Annotated in this window: 15 protein-coding genes; 4 read left to right on the top strand and 11 right to left on the bottom strand. The window is 52.3% G+C overall.

What is annotated here, in order from left to right; translation table 11 throughout:
* Positions 1–12: 12 nt before the first annotated feature.
* From ispG to PHI12_01025, 3 genes are all read left to right on the top strand, one after another.
* Complete coding sequence (ispG, locus tag PHI12_01035; GenBank protein MDD5509393.1) at positions 13–1,077, top strand: flavodoxin-dependent (E)-4-hydroxy-3-methylbut-2-enyl-diphosphate synthase; 1,065 nt, start codon at positions 13–15, stop codon at positions 1,075–1,077.
* Positions 1,078–1,176: 99 nt separating this feature from the next.
* Positions 1,177–1,482, top strand: coding sequence for a hypothetical protein (locus PHI12_01030; GenBank protein MDD5509392.1), 306 nt, complete (start codon positions 1,177–1,179; stop codon positions 1,480–1,482).
* A gap of 180 nt (positions 1,483–1,662) precedes the next feature.
* Positions 1,663–3,387 carry a proline--tRNA ligase gene (locus tag PHI12_01025; GenBank protein ID MDD5509391.1) on the top strand — a complete coding sequence of 575 codons (1,725 nt, stop codon included), beginning with the start codon at positions 1,663–1,665 and terminating at the stop codon, positions 3,385–3,387.
* On the opposite strand, the gene arsM is transcribed toward PHI12_01025, so the two are convergent.
* The 8 genes from arsM to rpmB form a co-directional block, all read right to left on the bottom strand.
* The gene (gene arsM, locus PHI12_01020; protein MDD5509390.1) at positions 3,338–4,204 is read right to left on the bottom strand and encodes an arsenite methyltransferase; all 867 of its coding nucleotides are present in this window, start codon (positions 4,202–4,204) and stop codon (positions 3,338–3,340) included. The two genes, PHI12_01025 and arsM, sit on opposite strands and share 50 nt — an antisense overlap.
* 52 nt (positions 4,205–4,256) lie before the next feature.
* Complete coding sequence (pheT, locus tag PHI12_01015) at positions 4,257–6,659, bottom strand: phenylalanine--tRNA ligase subunit beta (protein MDD5509389.1); 2,403 nt, start codon at positions 6,657–6,659, stop codon at positions 4,257–4,259.
* Positions 6,660–6,700: 41 nt separating this feature from the next.
* On the bottom strand, positions 6,701–7,741 hold the full coding sequence (pheS, locus tag PHI12_01010; GenBank protein ID MDD5509388.1) for a phenylalanine--tRNA ligase subunit alpha: 1,041 nt from the start codon (positions 7,739–7,741) through the stop codon (positions 6,701–6,703).
* A 111-nt stretch (positions 7,742–7,852) separates the two neighbouring features.
* Positions 7,853–8,212, bottom strand: coding sequence for a 50S ribosomal protein L20 (gene rplT, locus PHI12_01005; protein MDD5509387.1), 360 nt, complete (start codon positions 8,210–8,212; stop codon positions 7,853–7,855).
* 18 nt (positions 8,213–8,230) lie between these two features.
* The gene (rpmI, locus tag PHI12_01000) at positions 8,231–8,431 is read right to left on the bottom strand and encodes a 50S ribosomal protein L35 (GenBank protein MDD5509386.1); all 201 of its coding nucleotides are present in this window, start codon (positions 8,429–8,431) and stop codon (positions 8,231–8,233) included.
* A gap of 1 nt (position 8,432) precedes the next feature.
* Complete coding sequence (gene infC, locus PHI12_00995; protein MDD5509385.1) at positions 8,433–8,963, bottom strand: translation initiation factor IF-3; 531 nt, start codon at positions 8,961–8,963, stop codon at positions 8,433–8,435.
* Positions 8,964–9,061: 98 nt separating this feature from the next.
* Positions 9,062–10,771 carry a threonine--tRNA ligase gene (gene thrS / locus PHI12_00990; GenBank protein MDD5509384.1) on the bottom strand — a complete coding sequence of 570 codons (1,710 nt, stop codon included), beginning with the start codon at positions 10,769–10,771 and terminating at the stop codon, positions 9,062–9,064.
* 196 nt (positions 10,772–10,967) lie between these two features.
* Positions 10,968–11,156 (bottom strand): 50S ribosomal protein L28, encoded by a 189-nt coding sequence (gene rpmB, locus PHI12_00985; protein ID MDD5509383.1) that lies wholly within the window; start codon positions 11,154–11,156, stop codon positions 10,968–10,970.
* Between the two features lie 181 nt (positions 11,157–11,337).
* On the opposite strand from rpmB, the gene PHI12_00980 reads away from it, so the two are divergent.
* Complete coding sequence (locus PHI12_00980; GenBank protein MDD5509382.1) at positions 11,338–12,969, top strand: DAK2 domain-containing protein; 1,632 nt, start codon at positions 11,338–11,340, stop codon at positions 12,967–12,969.
* 71 nt (positions 12,970–13,040) lie between these two features.
* Here the strand turns inward: PHI12_00980 and PHI12_00975 are convergent, their stop codons facing one another.
* The 3 genes from PHI12_00975 to fabF all read right to left on the bottom strand — a co-directional run bounded on the left by PHI12_00975 (position 13,041) and on the right by fabF (position 18,165).
* Positions 13,041–14,120: a type IV pilus twitching motility protein PilT gene (locus tag PHI12_00975; GenBank protein MDD5509381.1), complete on the bottom strand. Its 1,080-nt coding sequence runs from the start codon at positions 14,118–14,120 to the stop codon at positions 13,041–13,043.
* A 126-nt stretch (positions 14,121–14,246) separates the two neighbouring features.
* On the bottom strand, positions 14,247–16,754 hold the full coding sequence (locus PHI12_00970; GenBank protein MDD5509380.1) for a diguanylate cyclase: 2,508 nt from the start codon (positions 16,752–16,754) through the stop codon (positions 14,247–14,249).
* A 145-nt stretch (positions 16,755–16,899) separates the two neighbouring features.
* Positions 16,900–18,165 carry a beta-ketoacyl-ACP synthase II gene (gene fabF / locus PHI12_00965; protein MDD5509379.1) on the bottom strand — a complete coding sequence of 422 codons (1,266 nt, stop codon included), beginning with the start codon at positions 18,163–18,165 and terminating at the stop codon, positions 16,900–16,902.
* Positions 18,166–18,226: the final 61 nt, after the last annotated feature.

Below are 18,226 nucleotides of genomic sequence, written 5' to 3'. Positions count from 1 at the left end.
GCAGATGATATCATGGAAATTCGTCGAAACAGCAGGCCGCTTCAAATTGGGAATGTTACCGTCGGTGGTGGTGCCCCTATCGTGGTACAGTCAATGACTAAGACTGATACCAGAGATATTATGTCAACTATTGCCCAGATCAGGGAGCTGGAAGACTGCGGCTGCGAATTGGTGCGTGTGGCGGTGCTTGATGCCGAGGCAGGACGGGCGATAGCAGAGATAAAAAAAGGCACCTCCCTGCCGCTGGTTGCTGACATTCACTTTGATTATCGGCTGGCATTAATCGCACTGGAGGCCGGGGCCAACGGTTTGCGCTTAAACCCCGGTAATATCGGCAAGCCGGATGAGGTATCTATCGTGGCCAGGTTGGCTAAAGAAAGAGGTGTTCCTATCCGCATCGGGGTAAATGCTGGCAGCTTGCCTGAGGCAGAGCACCCTGGTCTATCCGTTGCCCGGCGGATGGTGGAAGCAGCCTTAAAGCAGATCAGGCTGCTGGAGAGTCTGGACTTCGACCTGATTAAGGTGTCTCTGAAAGCCTTCGATGTTCCTACTACCATTGAGGCCTATCGTGATATTGCCGGTAGGATTCCGTATCCCCTGCATATCGGAATTACCGAATCCGGCACACCGAGGGCAGGTATTATCCGGAGTTCAGTGGGTATTGGCACCCTGCTCTACCTTGGTATCGGGGATACCCTCCGGGTTTCCCTGACCGCTCATCCTCGGGAGGAGGTTGCCGCTGGTTATGAGATCCTGAAGACCCTGAATATGCGTCAGCGTGGTCCGGTACTGGTCAGTTGCCCGTCCTGCGGGAGGGCTGAGGTCGATATCATCAGCCTGGCCCGGGAGGTTGAGGATGCGCTTCTGAAGGTTAACCGGCCGCTCAAGGTAGCCGTAATGGGCTGTGTGGTCAACGGGCCCGGTGAAGCCAGAGATGCCGATATCGGCATCGCCTGTGGCAGGAATAGCGCCGTCCTCTTTAAAAAAGGTAAGAAGATACGGACTATCAGAGAAAAGGATTTCATCAACGTATTGATGAGGGAAATTGAAAATCTTAAGCCTGAATTGCCGGAATAAGGTATTTTAAGTGTCGAAAGACCTGACCGGGTATTGAAAAATAGTCACGCCTTATGTATCATTGTTGATAACCTAATTTAATCAAAGGGAGGTTAAGCGATGAAAAGAACCTGGAAGGTAACACTGGCTGCTATTTTTACCTTAATCGGTGGTATTTTCGGAATAGTTGCTGGCAGTGGAGTAACTGGGGTACTTGCATCATTAACAGGATTTGGCTGGGCGACAGGTATGGCTGCTGTCTTTCTCGCACTCGGAATATTGGCCGTAATCGGTAGTATTCTGATGTTCAAGAGAAAAGTCTGGGGATACTGCCTGTTTGCTGCTATCTGTGCCATGTTTCCTGTCATTCCCCTGGGGGTAGTGGCAATTATTTTTGTCGCAATGGGTAAGAAGGAATTTGCCTAATCTGGTCTGGATCAGACCAGATGCGTCCTGTATCTCTCGCAATATTACCTGAGACACTTAAGGTAGGCATTGGGTGTCTTCATCATCTGGCTGTCCTGTGACTTTGGGGATAGCGGAGTTGTTCTTATGATTAAAAGCCGAATAGACCGGCGAATATGATTAGATTGGATAACGAGTAAAGTGCGAATATCAAGATTGTTCGGCAGGACGCAGAGAGAAATACCTGCCGAAGCAGATACTGTCAGTCATCAACTGCTTCTGAAAGCGGGGATGATATATCAGGTGGCCTCCGGGATATATTCCTATCTGCCTCTGGCTTTGAGGGCGCTCAGGAAGATAGAAAATATAATCCGTGACGAGATGGATGCCGCCGGCGGTCAGGAACTGATGATGCCTGTGCTCCAGCCCCTCGAGTTATGGCAGCAAACAGGTCGCGACCAGGCTTTCGGCGAGGGACTTTTCGTTCTGAATGACCGCAGGGAGCGCAGGCTGTGTTTAGGCCCGACCCATGAAGAGGTTGCTACCAGGCTGGCCAGCCAGTATGTTAAGAGCTACCGGGACCTGCCGCTGCTTCTATATCAAATCCAGACCAAGTTTCGTGACGAACCCCGTCCCAGGGCCGGTCTGCTCCGGGTTCGCGAGTTCACTATGAAAGACCTCTATAGCTTCGATATTGATGAAAAGGGTCTGGATTTGAGCTATCACAAGATGCTTAAGGCATACCAGAGGATATATGCTCGCTGTGGTCTGCCTGCTTTGTTTGTCGAAGCTGACAGCGGTGCTATTGGTGGCAAGGACTCACACGAGTTCATGGTCATTATGGAGACCGGAGAGGATGAAATCATCTATTGCTCCGGTTGTCAGTATGCGGCTAATTCGGAAAAGGCCTGTTGCGCAAAAGGCAAGGGGGATGGAGAGGATTCGTTGCCGTTAGAAGAGGTGGCAACACCGGGAGTGAGTACTATCAGTGCTCTCTCTGATTTTCTCAAGGTATCGCCGGACCATATCCTTAAGGCGGTATTCTATGCGGCTGACGGCGAGCTTGTCTTTGCTGTTATCAGGGGAGACCTTGAGGTGAATGAGGTTAAACTGAAGAATATCCTGAAATGCGTTGAACTCCATCTGGCTGATGAAGAGGAGATTAGGAAAGCCGGTATTATCGCTGGCTTCGCTTCACCGGTAGGCCTCAGAAATATTAGGACCGTTGTTGATGATTCGGTAATCCCCGGGGTGAACTTTGTTGCCGGTGCCAACAGCCCGGAAACACACCTTAGGAATGTCAACTACCCCCGTGATTTTAGTGCCGATATCACGGCTGATATAGCCAGGGCTTGCGCCGGTGAAAAATGCCCCAGGTGCGGCGGCAAGTTGATTTCGACACACGGCATCGAGGTCGGACATATCTTCAAGCTGGGTACCTTTCTCTCGAAAAAATTAGGTGCATTCTACGCCGATCCTGACGGTATTGATCGTCCTGTTGTTATGGGCTGCTACGGCATCGGCATCGGCAGGCTGCTGGCGGCTGCTATTGAGCAAAACCATGACGACCAGGGCATTATCTGGCCGTTGCCTATCGCTCCCTACCAGGTCCATCTCTGTCCTTTATATCGGGAGAATACCGGTGTTGCGGAGACGGCGGAGAAGCTCTACTCCGAGCTCAGTTCGGCAGGGTTTGAGGTGCTTCTGGATGACCGTCAGGAATCCCCGGGAGTAAAGTTTAATGATGCCGACCTGTTGGGGATACCTATCCGGGTGACCGTTAGCCAGCGTACTCTAAAACAGGATAGCGTCGAGGTAAAAAAGCGCTCTGAGAAAGAGTCACAGCTTGTACCTCTGGCGGAGATAGCAGAAAGGCTCAGGCAGCTTGTCGATGAAGGGATGTCCGCGCTGCCGACTCAGGTTTGACTGCTTGAACCTTGATACTGATGACCGAATCGGCGGCTTCTTTCATCTTCTCCGGTGGTATCTGTAAATCCTGGATAGTTGCCTCTACCGTCGGGTCGTCCGTCAGCCACTCTATGGGGAAGACTGCCTCACCGGTTATGTTAACCTTGCGAAACCCGGCTGCTCTTATGTTAGCCAAGTATTCTTCTTTTGTGATCGCTCCCGAGACGCAGCCGACATAGGCTGCCGCCGAGTTCTTAATGAATTCGGGAAGCTCCTTCAATAAAACTACGTCCGAGACCATCAGCCTGCCGCCCGGTTTCAGTACCCGGAACGCTTCCTCGAAGACCGTTCTTTTATCGGGGGCAAGGTTGATAACACAGTTTGATATAATGATATCGGCTGTGCCATCGGCTATCGGCAGGTGTTCAATTTCACCGAGCCGGAACTCCACATTTGTGTAGCCGCCCTTCTCGGCGTTTTCTCTCGCTTTCTCAATCATCTCCGGGGTCATATCGACGCCGATGACTCGCCCTGCCTCACCGACTATGTTGGCGGCTAGGAAGCAGTCAAAACCGGCTCCCGAACCGAGGTCGACAACGGTCTCCCCTTCTCTTAGGGAGCCAAGAGCCAGCGGGTTGCCGCAGCCGAGGCCCAGGTTCGCTCCATGGGGTACTGCGCTAAGATCTGCCTTCGTATATCCTATCCGTCTGCTGATATCTTGTACGGAGTCGGGACTCCCGCAGCATGAACTAACCGGGCTGGAGCAGCAGCTACCATCTTTTGCGATCCTGGCGTAGCTCTGCCTTACTACCTTCTTTATTTCCCTGTCTTTCATTCGATACCCCCGCTAGATTTTATTTCCTCTTGACAAAAACGTAAGTCATATTTTAGCTACGCAGGGTAGCGCCCAGCTCTCGGGACAGCTTATCGATTATCTGCTGCTGAATTTTATCAACTTCATCGTCGGTTAAGGTATGGTCCGGTGACTGGAAGGTAATCCGGTAGGCAAGGGATTTCTTGCCATCAGGGATTTGGCCGCCGGAATAGACGTCGAATACGGTAACCTTGGTGACCAGATGGGTGCCTTCGATGTTACTCTGTATGCTGTGGTGGGACACTTCCCTATCCACTGTAAGAGCAATGTCTCTTACTACTGCCGGAAAGCGTGGTATAGGCCGGAACATTTTGTGGCCGGTGGTAAAGGGTAAAAGTGTGGTGACATTAAATTCGATGAGGTAGGTAGGCTCACAGATATCGAAAGCCTCCCTGACCCCGGGGTGAAGCTCGCCGACGATGCCCGCCTTGTTGCCGTCTATCAGGATGGCGGCCTGCTTGTTAGGGTGTAGACTTAAGTCGCTGCTCTTCTCGAAATCGAGATTTGTTACCAGGTTATGGAGCAGGCTTTCGACGGTTCCCTTGGCATCGTAGAAGTCAACCGGGCTGTCTCCTTCGTGCCAGGATTTACTCTGCCTGGGTCCGCTTAGTAGGGCACAAAGAATCTCTGGTTCATCAGGCAGGTCATTCTGCCTGGGGAGATATACCTTACCCAGCTCGAAGATTCTGATGCTGTCGTCTTCATGTTTTCTGTTCGAGTAGAGGGTAGTTAATAGGTTGGCCCGCAGGTTGGGGCGCAGATATTCCTGTTCCGCTGTCATCGGATTGGTCATACGGAGGGGGGGCGGTTCGATGTAATTGTCCGGAAGCAGTTTCCTGAGCATCTCCAGGCTGGTTAGGGAATAGGTGACTATCTCCTGGAATCCGTAGCCTCTGAGGTGGCACCTTATCGTTTGCTTCAGTTTGACCATCGGTTCAGGGCTCTGACTGGGTAGCGTCGTACCCAGCAGGGTGGTGGGGATCTTGTCGTAGCCGATGATACGAGCTACCTCTTCAATAAGGTCAACCTCCTGTTTGATGTCGCTTCGCCAGTAGGGAGCGGTAGCCCGGACTCCTGAGGGATTTGTTGCTATCTTGCAGGTAAAACCGAGGGAAGTCAGCGCCGCTACTATCCGGTCGGTGCTAAAATCGATACCCAAAAGGCCCCTTATTTTTTCATTGGTTAGCAGTATCGGCTCCTGCTCCTGCCGGTTGGGGTAGACATCAATCAGTCCTTTGGCTGCCTGACCGCCGGCCAGCTCTATAATGAGCTTGGTGGCTTTTCTGATTGCTTCATCCACCAGTTCGGGGCGAATTCCCCTCTCGAAACGGGTACAGGCTTCACTGGGCATATTTAAGATACTGCCGGTACGATGAATGCTGGTGGGATTGAAGTTGGCTGCTTCCAGTAATACCGAGCTTGTACCGTCGGTAACCTCACTATCGATGCCGCCCATAATACCGGCGATAGCCGTTGCTCTTTCCTGATCGGCAATAACCAGCATATTGTCAGAGAGGGTTCGTTCCAGCCCGTCAAGGGTGGTCATCTTTTCACCGGCGGCGGCCCGGCGTACGATAATCTTCCTGCCTTGAATCCGATCGTAGTCGAAGGCGTGCAGGGGTTGACCGTATTCCAGCATGACGTAATTGGTAATATCTACGATATTACTTATCGGGCGCATACCGCACTTCAGCAGGCGCTGTTTCAGCCACCGGGGGGAATCGGCTACTCTGATCCCGGTGATTAAACTGGCGCAGTATCTGGAGCAAAGCTCGGGATCGGTAATCTCTACTGAGATTTGCTGCTCGATGGGACGTCCTGCTTCGGTATAGCTGGTATCGGGAAGATGCAATCCCTGTCCGGTTAGGGCGGCGACCTCTCTGGCCACACCGATTACCGACAGGCAGTCGGGTCGATTAGCGGTTATCGCCAGATCATAAATAACGTCGCCCAGATACTCAGCCAGTGGCGTGCCTATAGGCGCTTCATCAGGCAGGATTATGATTCCCTCGTGGCTATCTGAGATCCCTAGTTCTTTCTCTGAGCAGGCCATTCCGTTTGAGGTAATACCCCGAATTTTGGCGGACTTCAAACGGGATGGTTCTCCACTATGGCCATCGATAAGCTGAGCACCGACCGGAGCAAAGGCTACCTTGCTCCCGATTCTAACGTTAGGTGCTCCGCAGACGACCGTCGTCTGCTCGCTACCCAAATCTATAGTAACCAGCTTGAGGCGGTCGGCATTGGGATGAGGATTAATATCAGTTATCTCGCCGATAGTGATGCCTGTCCAGTTTTCACCGATACACTGCATACCCTCAGTCTCAGTACCGGCCATCGTCAGCCGATTGGCTAATTCGTGTGGAGAGAGGGTGATGTCTAAATATTCTCGAAGCCACTTGAGCGATATTTTCATTATTTTAGACCTGATAAGACTATTCTGCTATTGCCCGATAGCTAAAACTGGGATAAGAACCTGAGGTCGTTGCTATAAAATAGCCTGATGTCGTCTATCCCATAACGCAGCATGGGTAGACGGTCAATACCCATCCCGAAGGCAAAACCGGAATATGTCTCCGGATCGATATTCCCGCGCTCGAGTACCCGGGGGTGTACCATTCCGGCGCCCAGTATTTCTATCCAGCCGGTATTTCCACAAAGTCGGCATCCTCGGCCATTGCAGACCAAACATTCGATAGCCATCTCGACTCCCGGCTCGACGAAGGGGAAATAATCGCAGCGAAAGCGTACTCCTCTTCCTTCCCCGAAAAAGCGGCGGGCAAACTCGTACAGCGTACCTTTAAGGTCTGCCATGGTAATACCTTTGTCGATAGCCAGGCCGTCTATCTGATGGAACATAGGAGTGTGGGTAGCGTCGGTAGCCTCATAGCGGTAGACCCTACCCGGTTCAACCACTCTTATCGGTGGGTTTTGGGATTCGATTACCCTGGCGGTTACCGAGGTAGTGTGAGTACGCAGCAGCATCGGACCTCTGTCCTTGTCAGCTTCGATATCGACCCAGGAGGTTGACATTACATCACGGGCCGGGTGGTCGTCATGGATATTCAGTGCCTCAAAGTTGTAATAGTTCCATTCTACGTCCGGCCCTGACGTTACCTGGAAACCCATGGAGTTATATATCTCGCAGACCTCATTAATCGTCCTGGTAATGGGATGCAGCCGCCCCGTCGGCAGAGGGCGCCCGGGCAGGGTAACGTCGATATCCTCTTCTCTGGTTACCGCTGCCAGTTGTATTTCTCTCAGGGCGCACTTTTTCTGGTTTAGCCCCTTCTCCAGCTCCGTTCTGATACGGTTAGCCGCAGCGCCAACCGGTTTTCTCTCTTCGACAGCTAATGATGATAAACTACGCAGAATTCCGGTTAGCTCGCTCTTCTTACCCAGGTAATTAACTCGCCAGAGTTCCATCTCCTTGGCATCGGTAATTAAGTCCAATTCCTTCAGTGCGCCTAGTTTCAGTTGTTCAAGCCGGCTTATCATACTCACCTTTTTCCTGGCCTGATGGCGGATTAACCTGTCCGATACTAACAGAAAATGCGGCTAGCAATGGATAGCAACGCCGCACTTCATCTTTCTGCGCAGTCTTGTCTTTTAGTGCTGGATCTGTGCTTTGGCTATGGTTACTAAATTGCCAAAGGCTTCAGGATCTCTTACTGCCATGTCGGCTAACATCTTGCGGTTAACAGCTACTCCTGCCTTGTTTAAGCCATTCATAAGCTGAGAGTAGGTAATACCTTCATTTCTGCTGGCGGCGTTAACCCTTAAAATCCACAAACGTCTCATATCGCCCTTGCGATCGCGGCGGTGGATATAGCTATAGCTCAAGGACTTAAGCATAGACTCATGAGCACGACGGTAAAGGGAGTGCTTGGTTGCCCTATGGCCTTTAGTTAGTGCTAATACCTTCTTATGTCGGTGACCGGTGGTCACACCTCGCTTGACTCGTGGCAAAATATCCTCCTGTTTAAGTCAAACCCCGTAGGGTAAGAGTCTTTTGATGCGGGTCCTGTCGCTTTTGTTTACCGGTATTGTTTCATCGTAAAGTCCTTTCGCCTGTCTTGTCTTGCGACGACGGAAGTGACTCTTACCGATCTTAACCCGCATTAGTTTGCCGCTGCCGGTAATATGGAAGCGGCGCTGAGCTCCCTTATGTGTTTTAATCTTCGGCATCCTACGTTTGCTTCACACCTTCCTTTATTCTGCTTTTTGGCATCGTTAGCGGTGCTAATATCATAATCAGTCGCTTGCCATATAGTAGCGGTTGTTTTTCAATAGAAGCCGTCTCTTTCAATAATTCTGCCATCCGCTGTAGCAGCTTCACGCCGGTTTCAGGGTGTACTATTTCACGACCCCTGAACATAACCGTAATTTTTACCTTGTCGCCTTCTTCCAGGAGTTTCTTTACCGACCTCGCCTTGGCCTCAAAATCATGGTTATCGATTCTAGGCCGAAAACGGATCTCTCTGAGGAGTGACACCCGCTGGCTCTTTTTGGCCTCACGCTCCTTTTTGGCTTGCTCGTACTTGTATTTTCCGTAGTCAAGCAGGCGACATACCGGAGGTGCTGCGGTAGGTGCTACCTCTACCAGGTCGAGGTTCTGCCGTTCTGCTACCTCTCGTGCCTGCTGCAAGGTCATTATGCCTAGCTGCTCCCCCTTCTCCCCCACAAGACGAACTTCTCTGGCTATGATTCTCTCATTGATACGAAGTTTTTTAATTATTTCTCTAATTCCCCTTCTTTCAAGAACAGCTTACTACAGACAGGAATATAGCACATTAGCGCTCGGGAAGCAAATATTTCTTACGGATTCAAATCCTTAGCCCGGCTGATGATAGCTTGCTTTACCCGCTTTATGAAGCTTTCCGGGGTTTGCGAGTCTATTTGTTCGCCGCTACGCAGGCGTAATGAAACACTGGCGGCAGTCACCTCTTTATCGCCTATTATCAGCATATAAGGTATTTTATCCAGTTGTGCCTGTCGGATCTTGCGATTTACCCGCTCCGAACGCCCGTCAACCTTTACTCGTATTCCTTCATTGCTAAGCTTATTCTCAATTTCACGGGCATAGTCCAGGTGGCGGTCGGCTACCGGTAGTATTACTACCTGGACCGGCGATAGCCATACCGGGAAGGCTCCCTCATAGTGTTCAATAAGTGAAGCCAGAAAGCGCTCCATGCTGCCCAGTACTGTACGATGTACCATAGCCGCCATATGCTCATTGCCGTCCTGGCCGATGTAAGTGACATCGAAGCGCTGGGGTAGATTAAAATCTACCTGTATCGTGGGACCCTGCCATCCCCTACCCAGGGCGTCTTCAAACTTGATGTCTATCTTAGGACCGTAAAAGACACCCTCTCCCGGGTCGATGCTGTAGTCAATTCCGAGCTGGTCCAGCGCCTGACCCAAAATCTTAGTCGACTCCTCCCACACTTTCAGGTCGCCGGCATATTTCTCGGGACGGGTGGACAGGTATACCTTGTAGTTGCTGAAGCCAAAGTTTTCCATCATAAAGCGGGCCAGATCCAGCACCCCGGCTACCTCATCCTGCAGCTGGTCGAAAGAGCAAAAAATGTGGGCATCGTCCTGGGTGAAGCCTCTTACCCGTGACAGCCCGAGCAGTACCCCGGAGCGTTCGTAGCGGTAAACAGTGCCCAGCTCTGCATAACGAATTGGCAGTTCCTGATAGCTGCGCCGTTTTGTTTTGTAGATCAGGATGTGTCCCAGGCAGTTCATCGGTTTAAGGATATATTCCTGCCCTTCTACCTCCATCGGGCTGTACAGGTAGTCGCGGTAAAATTCCCAGTGTCCGCTGGTTTTCCATAGGTCTGCTTTAGCAATGTGCGGGGTGTATACGATATCGTAACCGCGTTTGATGTGTTCATCCTTCCAGAAGTCTTCAATGGTCCGGCGTATTATGGCTCCCTTGGGGTGCCAGAGAACCAAACCCGGGCCAGCCTCATCGTTAATACTGAACAGGTCAAGCTCTTTACCCAGTTTTCTGTGGTTGCGCTTGTCGGCTTCCTCGATTTTGGTCAGGTGACCGTCCAGGTCTTCTTTACTGTTAAAGGCTACCCCGTATATTCGCTGCAGCATAGGTTGGCGCTCATCACCGCGCCAGTAGGCACCGGCAATACTGAGGAGCTTGAAGGCCTTTATTTCTCCGGTGGAACTCAGGTGCGGCCCGCGGCACAGGTCAACAAAGGTGCCCTGTCGATAGAGGCGGACATTCTCATCCGGAATTTCATCGATCAACTCTAGCTTATAGGGCTGGCCGGCCAGTATCCGTCGTGCTTCTTCCTTGGGGGAATCCTCTAAGATGAATGGCTTATCGGAAGCAATTATTTCCGCCATTTTAGCCTCAATTAGAGGCAGGTCATCAGGGGTGAGTGAACGGGTTAGGTCGAAATCATAGTAAAAGCCGTCTTTGATTGACGGCCCGATGCCAAATTTGGCATCGGGAAAGATGGCCTGGACAGCTTCCGCCATAATATGGGAAGCGGAATGCCGCATAATCTCCAGTCTCTTATCCTCAACTTCCGTTTGCTGGTCTTTACTATGAGCCATGGTTCAAATTACCAAACCTCTCGATACTGAACAAAACCCCTCCGCCCTTTTGAGGAAGAGAGGCTCTGATGACTCCTGTTTACTACCGTGTCCCAATAAAAATATGAACCCAATAAATTATGACAGTTGTCAGCTATAAGCCCTACCCGCTCTTGGCGGTCTTATTCTGAGTTCGCAGACATCTGGTGCAGAGGTTAAGCTGCGTTTGTTTCCCGTCTACGGTGATAGTAACCGGATGAATATTAGGTAACCAACGGCGGTTGGTATGGCGTTTAGAATGACTGACGTTATGACCGAACTGTGGTGATTTACCGCACAAGTCACATTTCATAGCTGATGAAGTTACCCCTTTACTGCGCATTAGTTTTATTGTAGAATGTCGGGACAGTGGCTAATGCTTACATTAGTAATAGCAATATAATGTTATCATAGCTTTAGTCAGCTTGGCAAGGATGGCGTGGTTGTCGTGGCGATTGTCTTAAGAGGGCACTTTCGGATAAGGAGAGTGTATTATGAGGCAAGTTAATTCTCTCAGTGGGCAAGAGCTAAGGGATATGATTATGGCGGCTACCGAGTGGTTGGAGAAAAATGCCTCGGAGGTTGACGCCTTAAATGTTTTCCCGGTGCCGGATGGCGATACCGGGACTAACATGCTGCTTACTATGCGTTCCACTCTTGAGGAAGCCTACCGGGCACCCGACCACAGTACTTCGGCGGTGGCGGAGTCTATCGCCAGGGGGGCGCTGATGGGTGCCCGTGGCAACAGCGGCGTGATCCTTTCTCAGATCTGGCATGGTCTGGCGAAGGGTATGGCCGGGAAGGATACCTGTACCGGTAAGGACCTGGCGGGAGCTTTGTTACAGGCGTCTACAGAGGCGTATAACGGGATAGCCAATCCTGTAGAGGGGACTATTCTTACCGTGATTCGTGAGGCGGCATCGGCGGCTAAGGATGAGGCCGATAGTAAGAACGCTAACATAGTATCGATTATGGATGCGGTGGTCAATACCGCCAGGGAGTCGGTGGCTAATACTCCCAATCTTCTTCCCGTATTAAGAGAGGCCGGCGTGGTAGATGCCGGGGGGCAGGGGCTGTATACCATCCTGGAAGGCTCTCTACGTTATCTTAAGGGAGGGACGGAAGAATCCCAGGCAAGCAAGCCGGGGATTATTATCAGTGATGCGGCCCAATTGGCCAAGACGCCGCAGATGATAGCGGCGGATGAAAATCCTTACGGTTATTGTACCTGTTTCATCATCAAAGGGAAGGAGCTTGATCCTGAGAAACTCAAGCGCAGACTGAAGAAGAAGGGAGAGTCGCTCATCGTGGTTGGCGACTCTTCTACCATCAGGGTTCATATTCACACTCTGGACCCGGGTGGTATCATCCGCCTGGCGACTTCACTGGGTACCGTACATCAGGTCAGCATCCAGAATATGGATGAGCAGCATGAAGGCTTTGTTGAGATGCAGAAGGAGCGTATGGTGGTGGCTGATATGATTGTGGTGGCGGTAGTTTCCGGAGACGGCCTGGCCGATGTTTTTACCAGTCTGGGAGCGGTAGTTGTTCCCGGCGGCCGCACCATGAATCCGAGCACCAAGGACCTGCTTCAGGCGGTGAAGTCGGTAGCCTCGGACAAGATTATTATTCTACCTAATAACAAGAATGTCATCCCTGCCGCCAGACAGGTGCGTTCCCTGACCGACAAGACCGTTAAGGTACTGGCGACAACGACAATCCCGCAGGGAATAGCCGCTCTGCTGGCTTTCAATACCGAGGTAGACCTGGATGCAAACGTTACTGCCATGAAAAAGGCACAGTCGGCGGTAAGGTCTATCGCGATTACTCAAGCGGCTCGCTCGGTTCGGTTAGCCAGTCTGCAGATTAAAAAGAAGCAGTTCATCGGATTCCTGGACGGGGACCTGGTTGCCGCTGGCGATAGTGCTACCGTGGCCTTGAATGAAGTACTGGCCAAGCTTGATTTGAGCGATGTCGAGATAGTCACCATCTACTACCGGGGTGACGAAGAGCGTGTTGAGCTTGGTTCGTTTACCACCGAGTTCCGCGAGCAGTATCCTAACCTGCAGGTCGAACTGGTGCGGGGTGGGCAGCCGCACTATCACTATATTGCTTCCGTTGAATGATGGCAGCGGTTGACATCCGGATATATCGGTCAATTCAGGGCGGGGATCACCGTAAGCTGATGCTTTGAACCTCAGTTGCTCCTGTGAGGAAGCTGAAGCAATTTGCTTAATCGTTCCGGACTGCTGCTCTTCATCAATGCTTCCTCTTTGGTAATGATGCCTGCTCTCAGTAGACTGGCCAGGGCGTTATCCAGGGTCTGCATACCATCCTTGCTGTTGAGCTGCATAATACTGTGTAACTCAAAGGTCTTCTGCTCCCGGATGAGGTTTCTCACGGCGGGTGTGGCGAGCATAATCTCAAAAGCACCTATCCGCCCTCCCCCGATGCGGGGCAACAGTGTTTGCGATAGTATCGCCTCCATTACCTGTGACAACTGTAGCCTGATCTGTTGCTGCTGCCCGTGAGGAAAGATGTCGATTATACGGTCGACGGTCTGGGGGGCATCGGTAGTGTGCAAGGTCCCCAGTACCAGATGTCCGGTCTCGGCGGCTCTGATGGCGGTAGTGATAGTATCCAGGTCGCGCATCTCGCCGACGATAATAACATCCGGGTCGTGACGCAGTGCGTGTACCAGCGCAATATGGAAAGACCTGGTGTCGTCTCCGAGGTCTCTTTGGGCGATAAGGCATTTTTTATTGCTGTGCAGGTACTCGATCGGGTCTTCGATAGTAATGACATTCCGGCTTTCGTTCTCGTTGAGGTGATTGACCATCGCGGCCATAGTCGTTGACTTGCCGCTGCCGGTGGGGCCGGTTACCAGGATAAGTCCTCTCGGCTTGAGAATAAGCTCTTTGCAGATCTGGGGCAGCCCCAGTTCATCAATAGTGAGGACCCTGAACGGCACTACGCGGAAGGCAATGCTTATCGTATTTCTCTGTTTCATAACGCTGACACGGAACCGGGCTAACCCGGCAATACTGTAGGCGAAGTCCAGTTCCAGCTCGCTGAGAAAGGTGTTTCTCTGCTCCGGGGTGGTAATGTGCTCAAACACTTTTTCAACATCTTCGACGGTGACAGGCGGCAGATCTTCCTGGGGTGCCAGTGCCCCGTCGATACGAAGCACGGGAGGGCTCGGTACCCTGAGATGGAGGTCCGAGGCTTTCTTGTCTACGGTTAGTTTAAGCAGCTTGGTTACTTGCTCTTCTATCATATCGGTATCTCCGCAGCTTTCCCTTCTCTATTTTCGATCGTGTCGTGAGATACTCTACTATATATTCGCCGTCTCGTAAATCCCCTATTGGTATCCTGTGCTTTTCCTTACCCGACGGCTTGAAGATCATCCTATCTCCAGTCTTGTTGACGGAGTTGACTCTATCACCTTGCAGAAAACGTCTACCAGTTTGGCATCGAATTGGGTTCCGGCGCAGTGCTTCAATTCGCTGAGTGCTTCCGGTACGGATAGCTGCTTGCGGTATGGCCTCGGTGAGGTAATGGCGTCGAAAGCATCGGCAATTGCCAGGATGCGGGATTCCAGGGGAATGCTGTCCCCCTTTAGGCCGTTGGGATAGCCGGAGCCGTCATAGCGTTCGTGATGATGCAGGATAATCGGAATACAGTTGACCAGGTCGATGACGTGTCTCAGTATCTCGATGCCGAGCTTGGGATGCGCCTGAATTAATTCCCATTCATCATTATTCAGAGGCCCGCTCTTATTAAGTGTGGAGTCCGGGACGGCAATTTTGCCCACATCGTGCAGCAGGCCGGCAGCACGGATAGTGTCGATTACCTCTTTGGATAGTCCCAGTGCTTCTGCCAGGGCTACTGCGTAGTCGCTCACCTTTTTCGAGTGTCCGTAGGTGTAGTGGTCCTTGGCATCGACGGTAGCCGCCAGAGCGTATATTATGCTCAGGGCTCTTGATTGCGTCTCATGCTCCGCATCCGCCGGCAACGTTTCCGTTTTAGCCACCTCTGAAGAAAGGCAGGTTCGGTTTCTACCTGTTTGCTTGGCTCGGTACAGCGCTGCATCGGCGCGAGTTATGATTTCCGTTTTGGTTACGCCGTCAACCGGCCAGCTGGCAATTCCGAGGCTGGTCGTTATCGGGGTGGCCCGGGAGCTCGTTTTCGAGGCTATTGTCTTGCGGATTCTTTCTGCCACCTTGTAGGCGTCGGCAAGCTGAGCCTCGGGTAAGATGATGGCAAACTCTTCTCCTCCGTAGCGGAAAGCGGTGTCCAGGCTTCGAATGGATGTCCTGATGGCCAGCGCAATTCTACGCAGGATTTCGTCACCGGCCAGGTGCCCGTGAATGTCGTTATAGGCCTTGAAAAGGTCCACGTCCAGCATTATCAGGGAGAAGGTGGTTCCGAAACGCGACCCGCGGGCGATCTCCTGGTCGACGCGTTCATGAAACTGGCGGTGATTGTATAGCTCGGTCAGTCCGTCGGTATTTGCCATCACCATAGCTCGTGAATAAAGCTGGGCATTATTGATAATAGCACCGGCCTGGCTGGCCATATTCATTGCCAGTTCCAGGTCTTCGTGAGAGTAGATGGAGCCGGATCGCTTTTTGCCCAGGGCCAGTATGCCGACCAGACGGCCCTGGGTTTTAATGGGACACAGCATTCCCAGATTTGATGCTGTTATCTGCTGTTTTTCTGCTTCCCATAAGCCCTTAAACTTGGGCATATTGTCGATCGGCTCCAGGTTAAGCGGCTGATTCTCTTTATGCAGCCAGGTAACGACGGGATTGTCGACGTTAAAACTGATGTCGCCGTCCGGTTCCCCCTCCGCTTTGGGATAGGTGAACTGCGTCGTGAAATCACCGCTGCCGAGGTCTTGTATCATCAGTTTCGCTTGTGTCAGATGCAGTGCTTTGGTTATTGTGCTTAGCATTTCCTCGGCGAGTTCGTCCAGGTTAATGACGCTGCTCATTCTCTTGCTGAATTCGAGCAGCGCCCGACGCGGCTCATAATTTTTCCGGTGGAACAAATGGTCCAGTCTGTTTTCGATTCTGTGCATCAGCGGTCGTGCCATCAGAGCCAGCAGGAGGACCAGCGCGGTGGTACGCAGAGCAATGTTGTAGGTCGTCTGAGCTGGCAGGACGCTCTGCCATAGTAATATCGCACCGACGTATATTCCGCCCAGGCAGGCGGCTGCCAGAGCATAGCCCAGCGTTCTCTTGGCGACAAACCTTATGTTAAGTAGCTGGTACCTCATAATAGCGTAGGTGATAATCGAAGCGTTGGTAAGGTTGCCGATGTGGTCGATGGACAAGCCGGCTATGGCTGGCGTCAGGTTGGTGATATAGCTTGAGCTTATTACAATTGCCGAGCCTATTATTAGGTACATTGTCCGGTTGCGATCGGTGGGGTCCAGAGAGCTGCGGTAGCGCTGGGTCAGCATCAGCATGGAGAAAATCAGGAAGGCGGCGCTGATACCGCCTATAACATAGAGTGAAGTACCGAGGTCATGGTACAGGATGCCGTTGCTGACGTAGGCGTACTTGATTATGTATCCGTTTAAGGAAAGCAGCAGAACGGTAACTACGGCGGCATAGCCGAGGTAGGTTCCTATTCCGCTGGGTCTGTTGTTATAGGCCCTGACGAAGTGGTAGTAGCTGACTACTGTCCACAGCAGTGCGGCGACCAGCAGCTCGTTCCAGAGGAGGGCAAGCTGTGGATTGACGTTCAGGTGCAGCATAAAGGAGGTAAAGCTCCAGGTGCCGGAGGCGATAAGGAACCAGGCGAAGGTCCGGTTTACCCGTGTCCTCTGCTGCCGCAGGGTAAGCACGGCCAGAACGGTAAACACCGAAAAGCTTACCAGCGGTATTGCCGTCCAGATATTCATCAACAAGTCTCTCCCCGATACCAAGAAGAAGGCGGGACAATCCTTACCGTTATCAGTAGAGATTATGCCTTATGGTACCAGGCTTGTCAATGAAGGGGCGCGTCGGCTCCGGGATGTACCGCATGTCTGCCGGTCGGCGTAGCGCTTATCCGTCATAGCGGCGAAAGATAAGTGTCGAGTTATGCCCGCCGAAGCCGAAGGAGTTGGATACGGCGGTTTTGACGTTCATCTGCCGTGCCTCGTTGGGTACATAGTCCAGGTCGCACTCGGGGTCGGGGTGGGTGAGATTTATCGTCGGTGGTATCACCCCGTGATTGATAGCCAGCACGCAGATCACGGCTTCGACACTGCCTGATGCCCCCAGCAGATGGCCGGTCATTGATTTGCTGCCCGAGACGGGTATACGGGAGGCGTACTCGCCCAGTACGCTTTTCATGGCGCGGGTTTCCGCCCGGTCGTTAAGCAGCGTTGCCGTGCCGTGGGCATTGATATAGTCGATATCGGCGGGGGTAACGGCGGCATCCTTCATCGCCATCCTCATTGCTCTGGCGGCTCCTTCTCCATCAGGTGAAGGTTGAGTGAGGTGAAAGGCGTCGCTGGTGGCGCTGTAGCCGATGATTTCAGCTAGAATGGGGGCTCCCCGATTCCGGGCATAGCTCTCCTCTTCCAGAATCATAATGGCGGCACCTTCGCCGAGGACAAAACCGTCCCGCTCGGCGTCGAACGGGCAGCAGGATGTTTCTACTCCGTTATTCTTGGTCGATAGCGCCCGGCAGGAGTTGAAGGCGGCTAGTATGATAGGCATTATCGGGGCTTCGGCACCGCCGGCTATCATGACGCGGGCGTCTCCCCTCCGGATTAGCTGAAATGCCTGACCGATGGCATCGCTGCCGCTGGAGCATGCCGAAGAGGGAGAGTAGTTGATTCCCCTTGTTCCCAGCGTCAGGGATACCTGTACCGGGGCAGCATCGCCCGACATTGTCGGGGCAAGGACCGGGCTGACCCGGTCCGGTCCCGATTCAGCCAGCACCTTGAACTGGGTACAGATCTGAAGCAGACCGCAGATGCTGTCGCCGATGATGACGCCGGTCTCCTCGGCGTCCCCGTTTTCCAGCCGCAGACGGGCCGCTTCGGCTGCTTGAAGGCTGGCGACCACGGCAAACTGGGTGAAGCGGTCCATACGCCCGGCCTCTTTCGGGCCGATGTAGGCGTGCGGGTCGAAGCCCTTCACTTCGGCGGCGTATCGAGTCTTAAAGGCGGTGGTGTCAAAACTGGAAATGTAATCAATCCCTGACTTTCCCGAGACGAGACCGGACCAGGCTTCAGAAACAGTCAGTCCCACCGGGCAGATTATTCCCAGTCCGGTAATCACTACCCGCTTATTGTTATTGGCGCCGTTATTATCAGACATTTTGAATTACCTCTCTTAGATTACTGCCTATTTTGATATCTCAGTGACCGGTATATTCCAT

Source organism: Dehalococcoidales bacterium (genome assembly GCA_028716225.1).
Taxonomy (GTDB): Bacteria; Chloroflexota; Dehalococcoidia; order Dehalococcoidales; family UBA5760; genus UBA5760.
The sequence above is the reverse complement of the archived record's forward strand: the minus strand, read 5'-3'. Positions and strand labels throughout refer to the sequence as shown.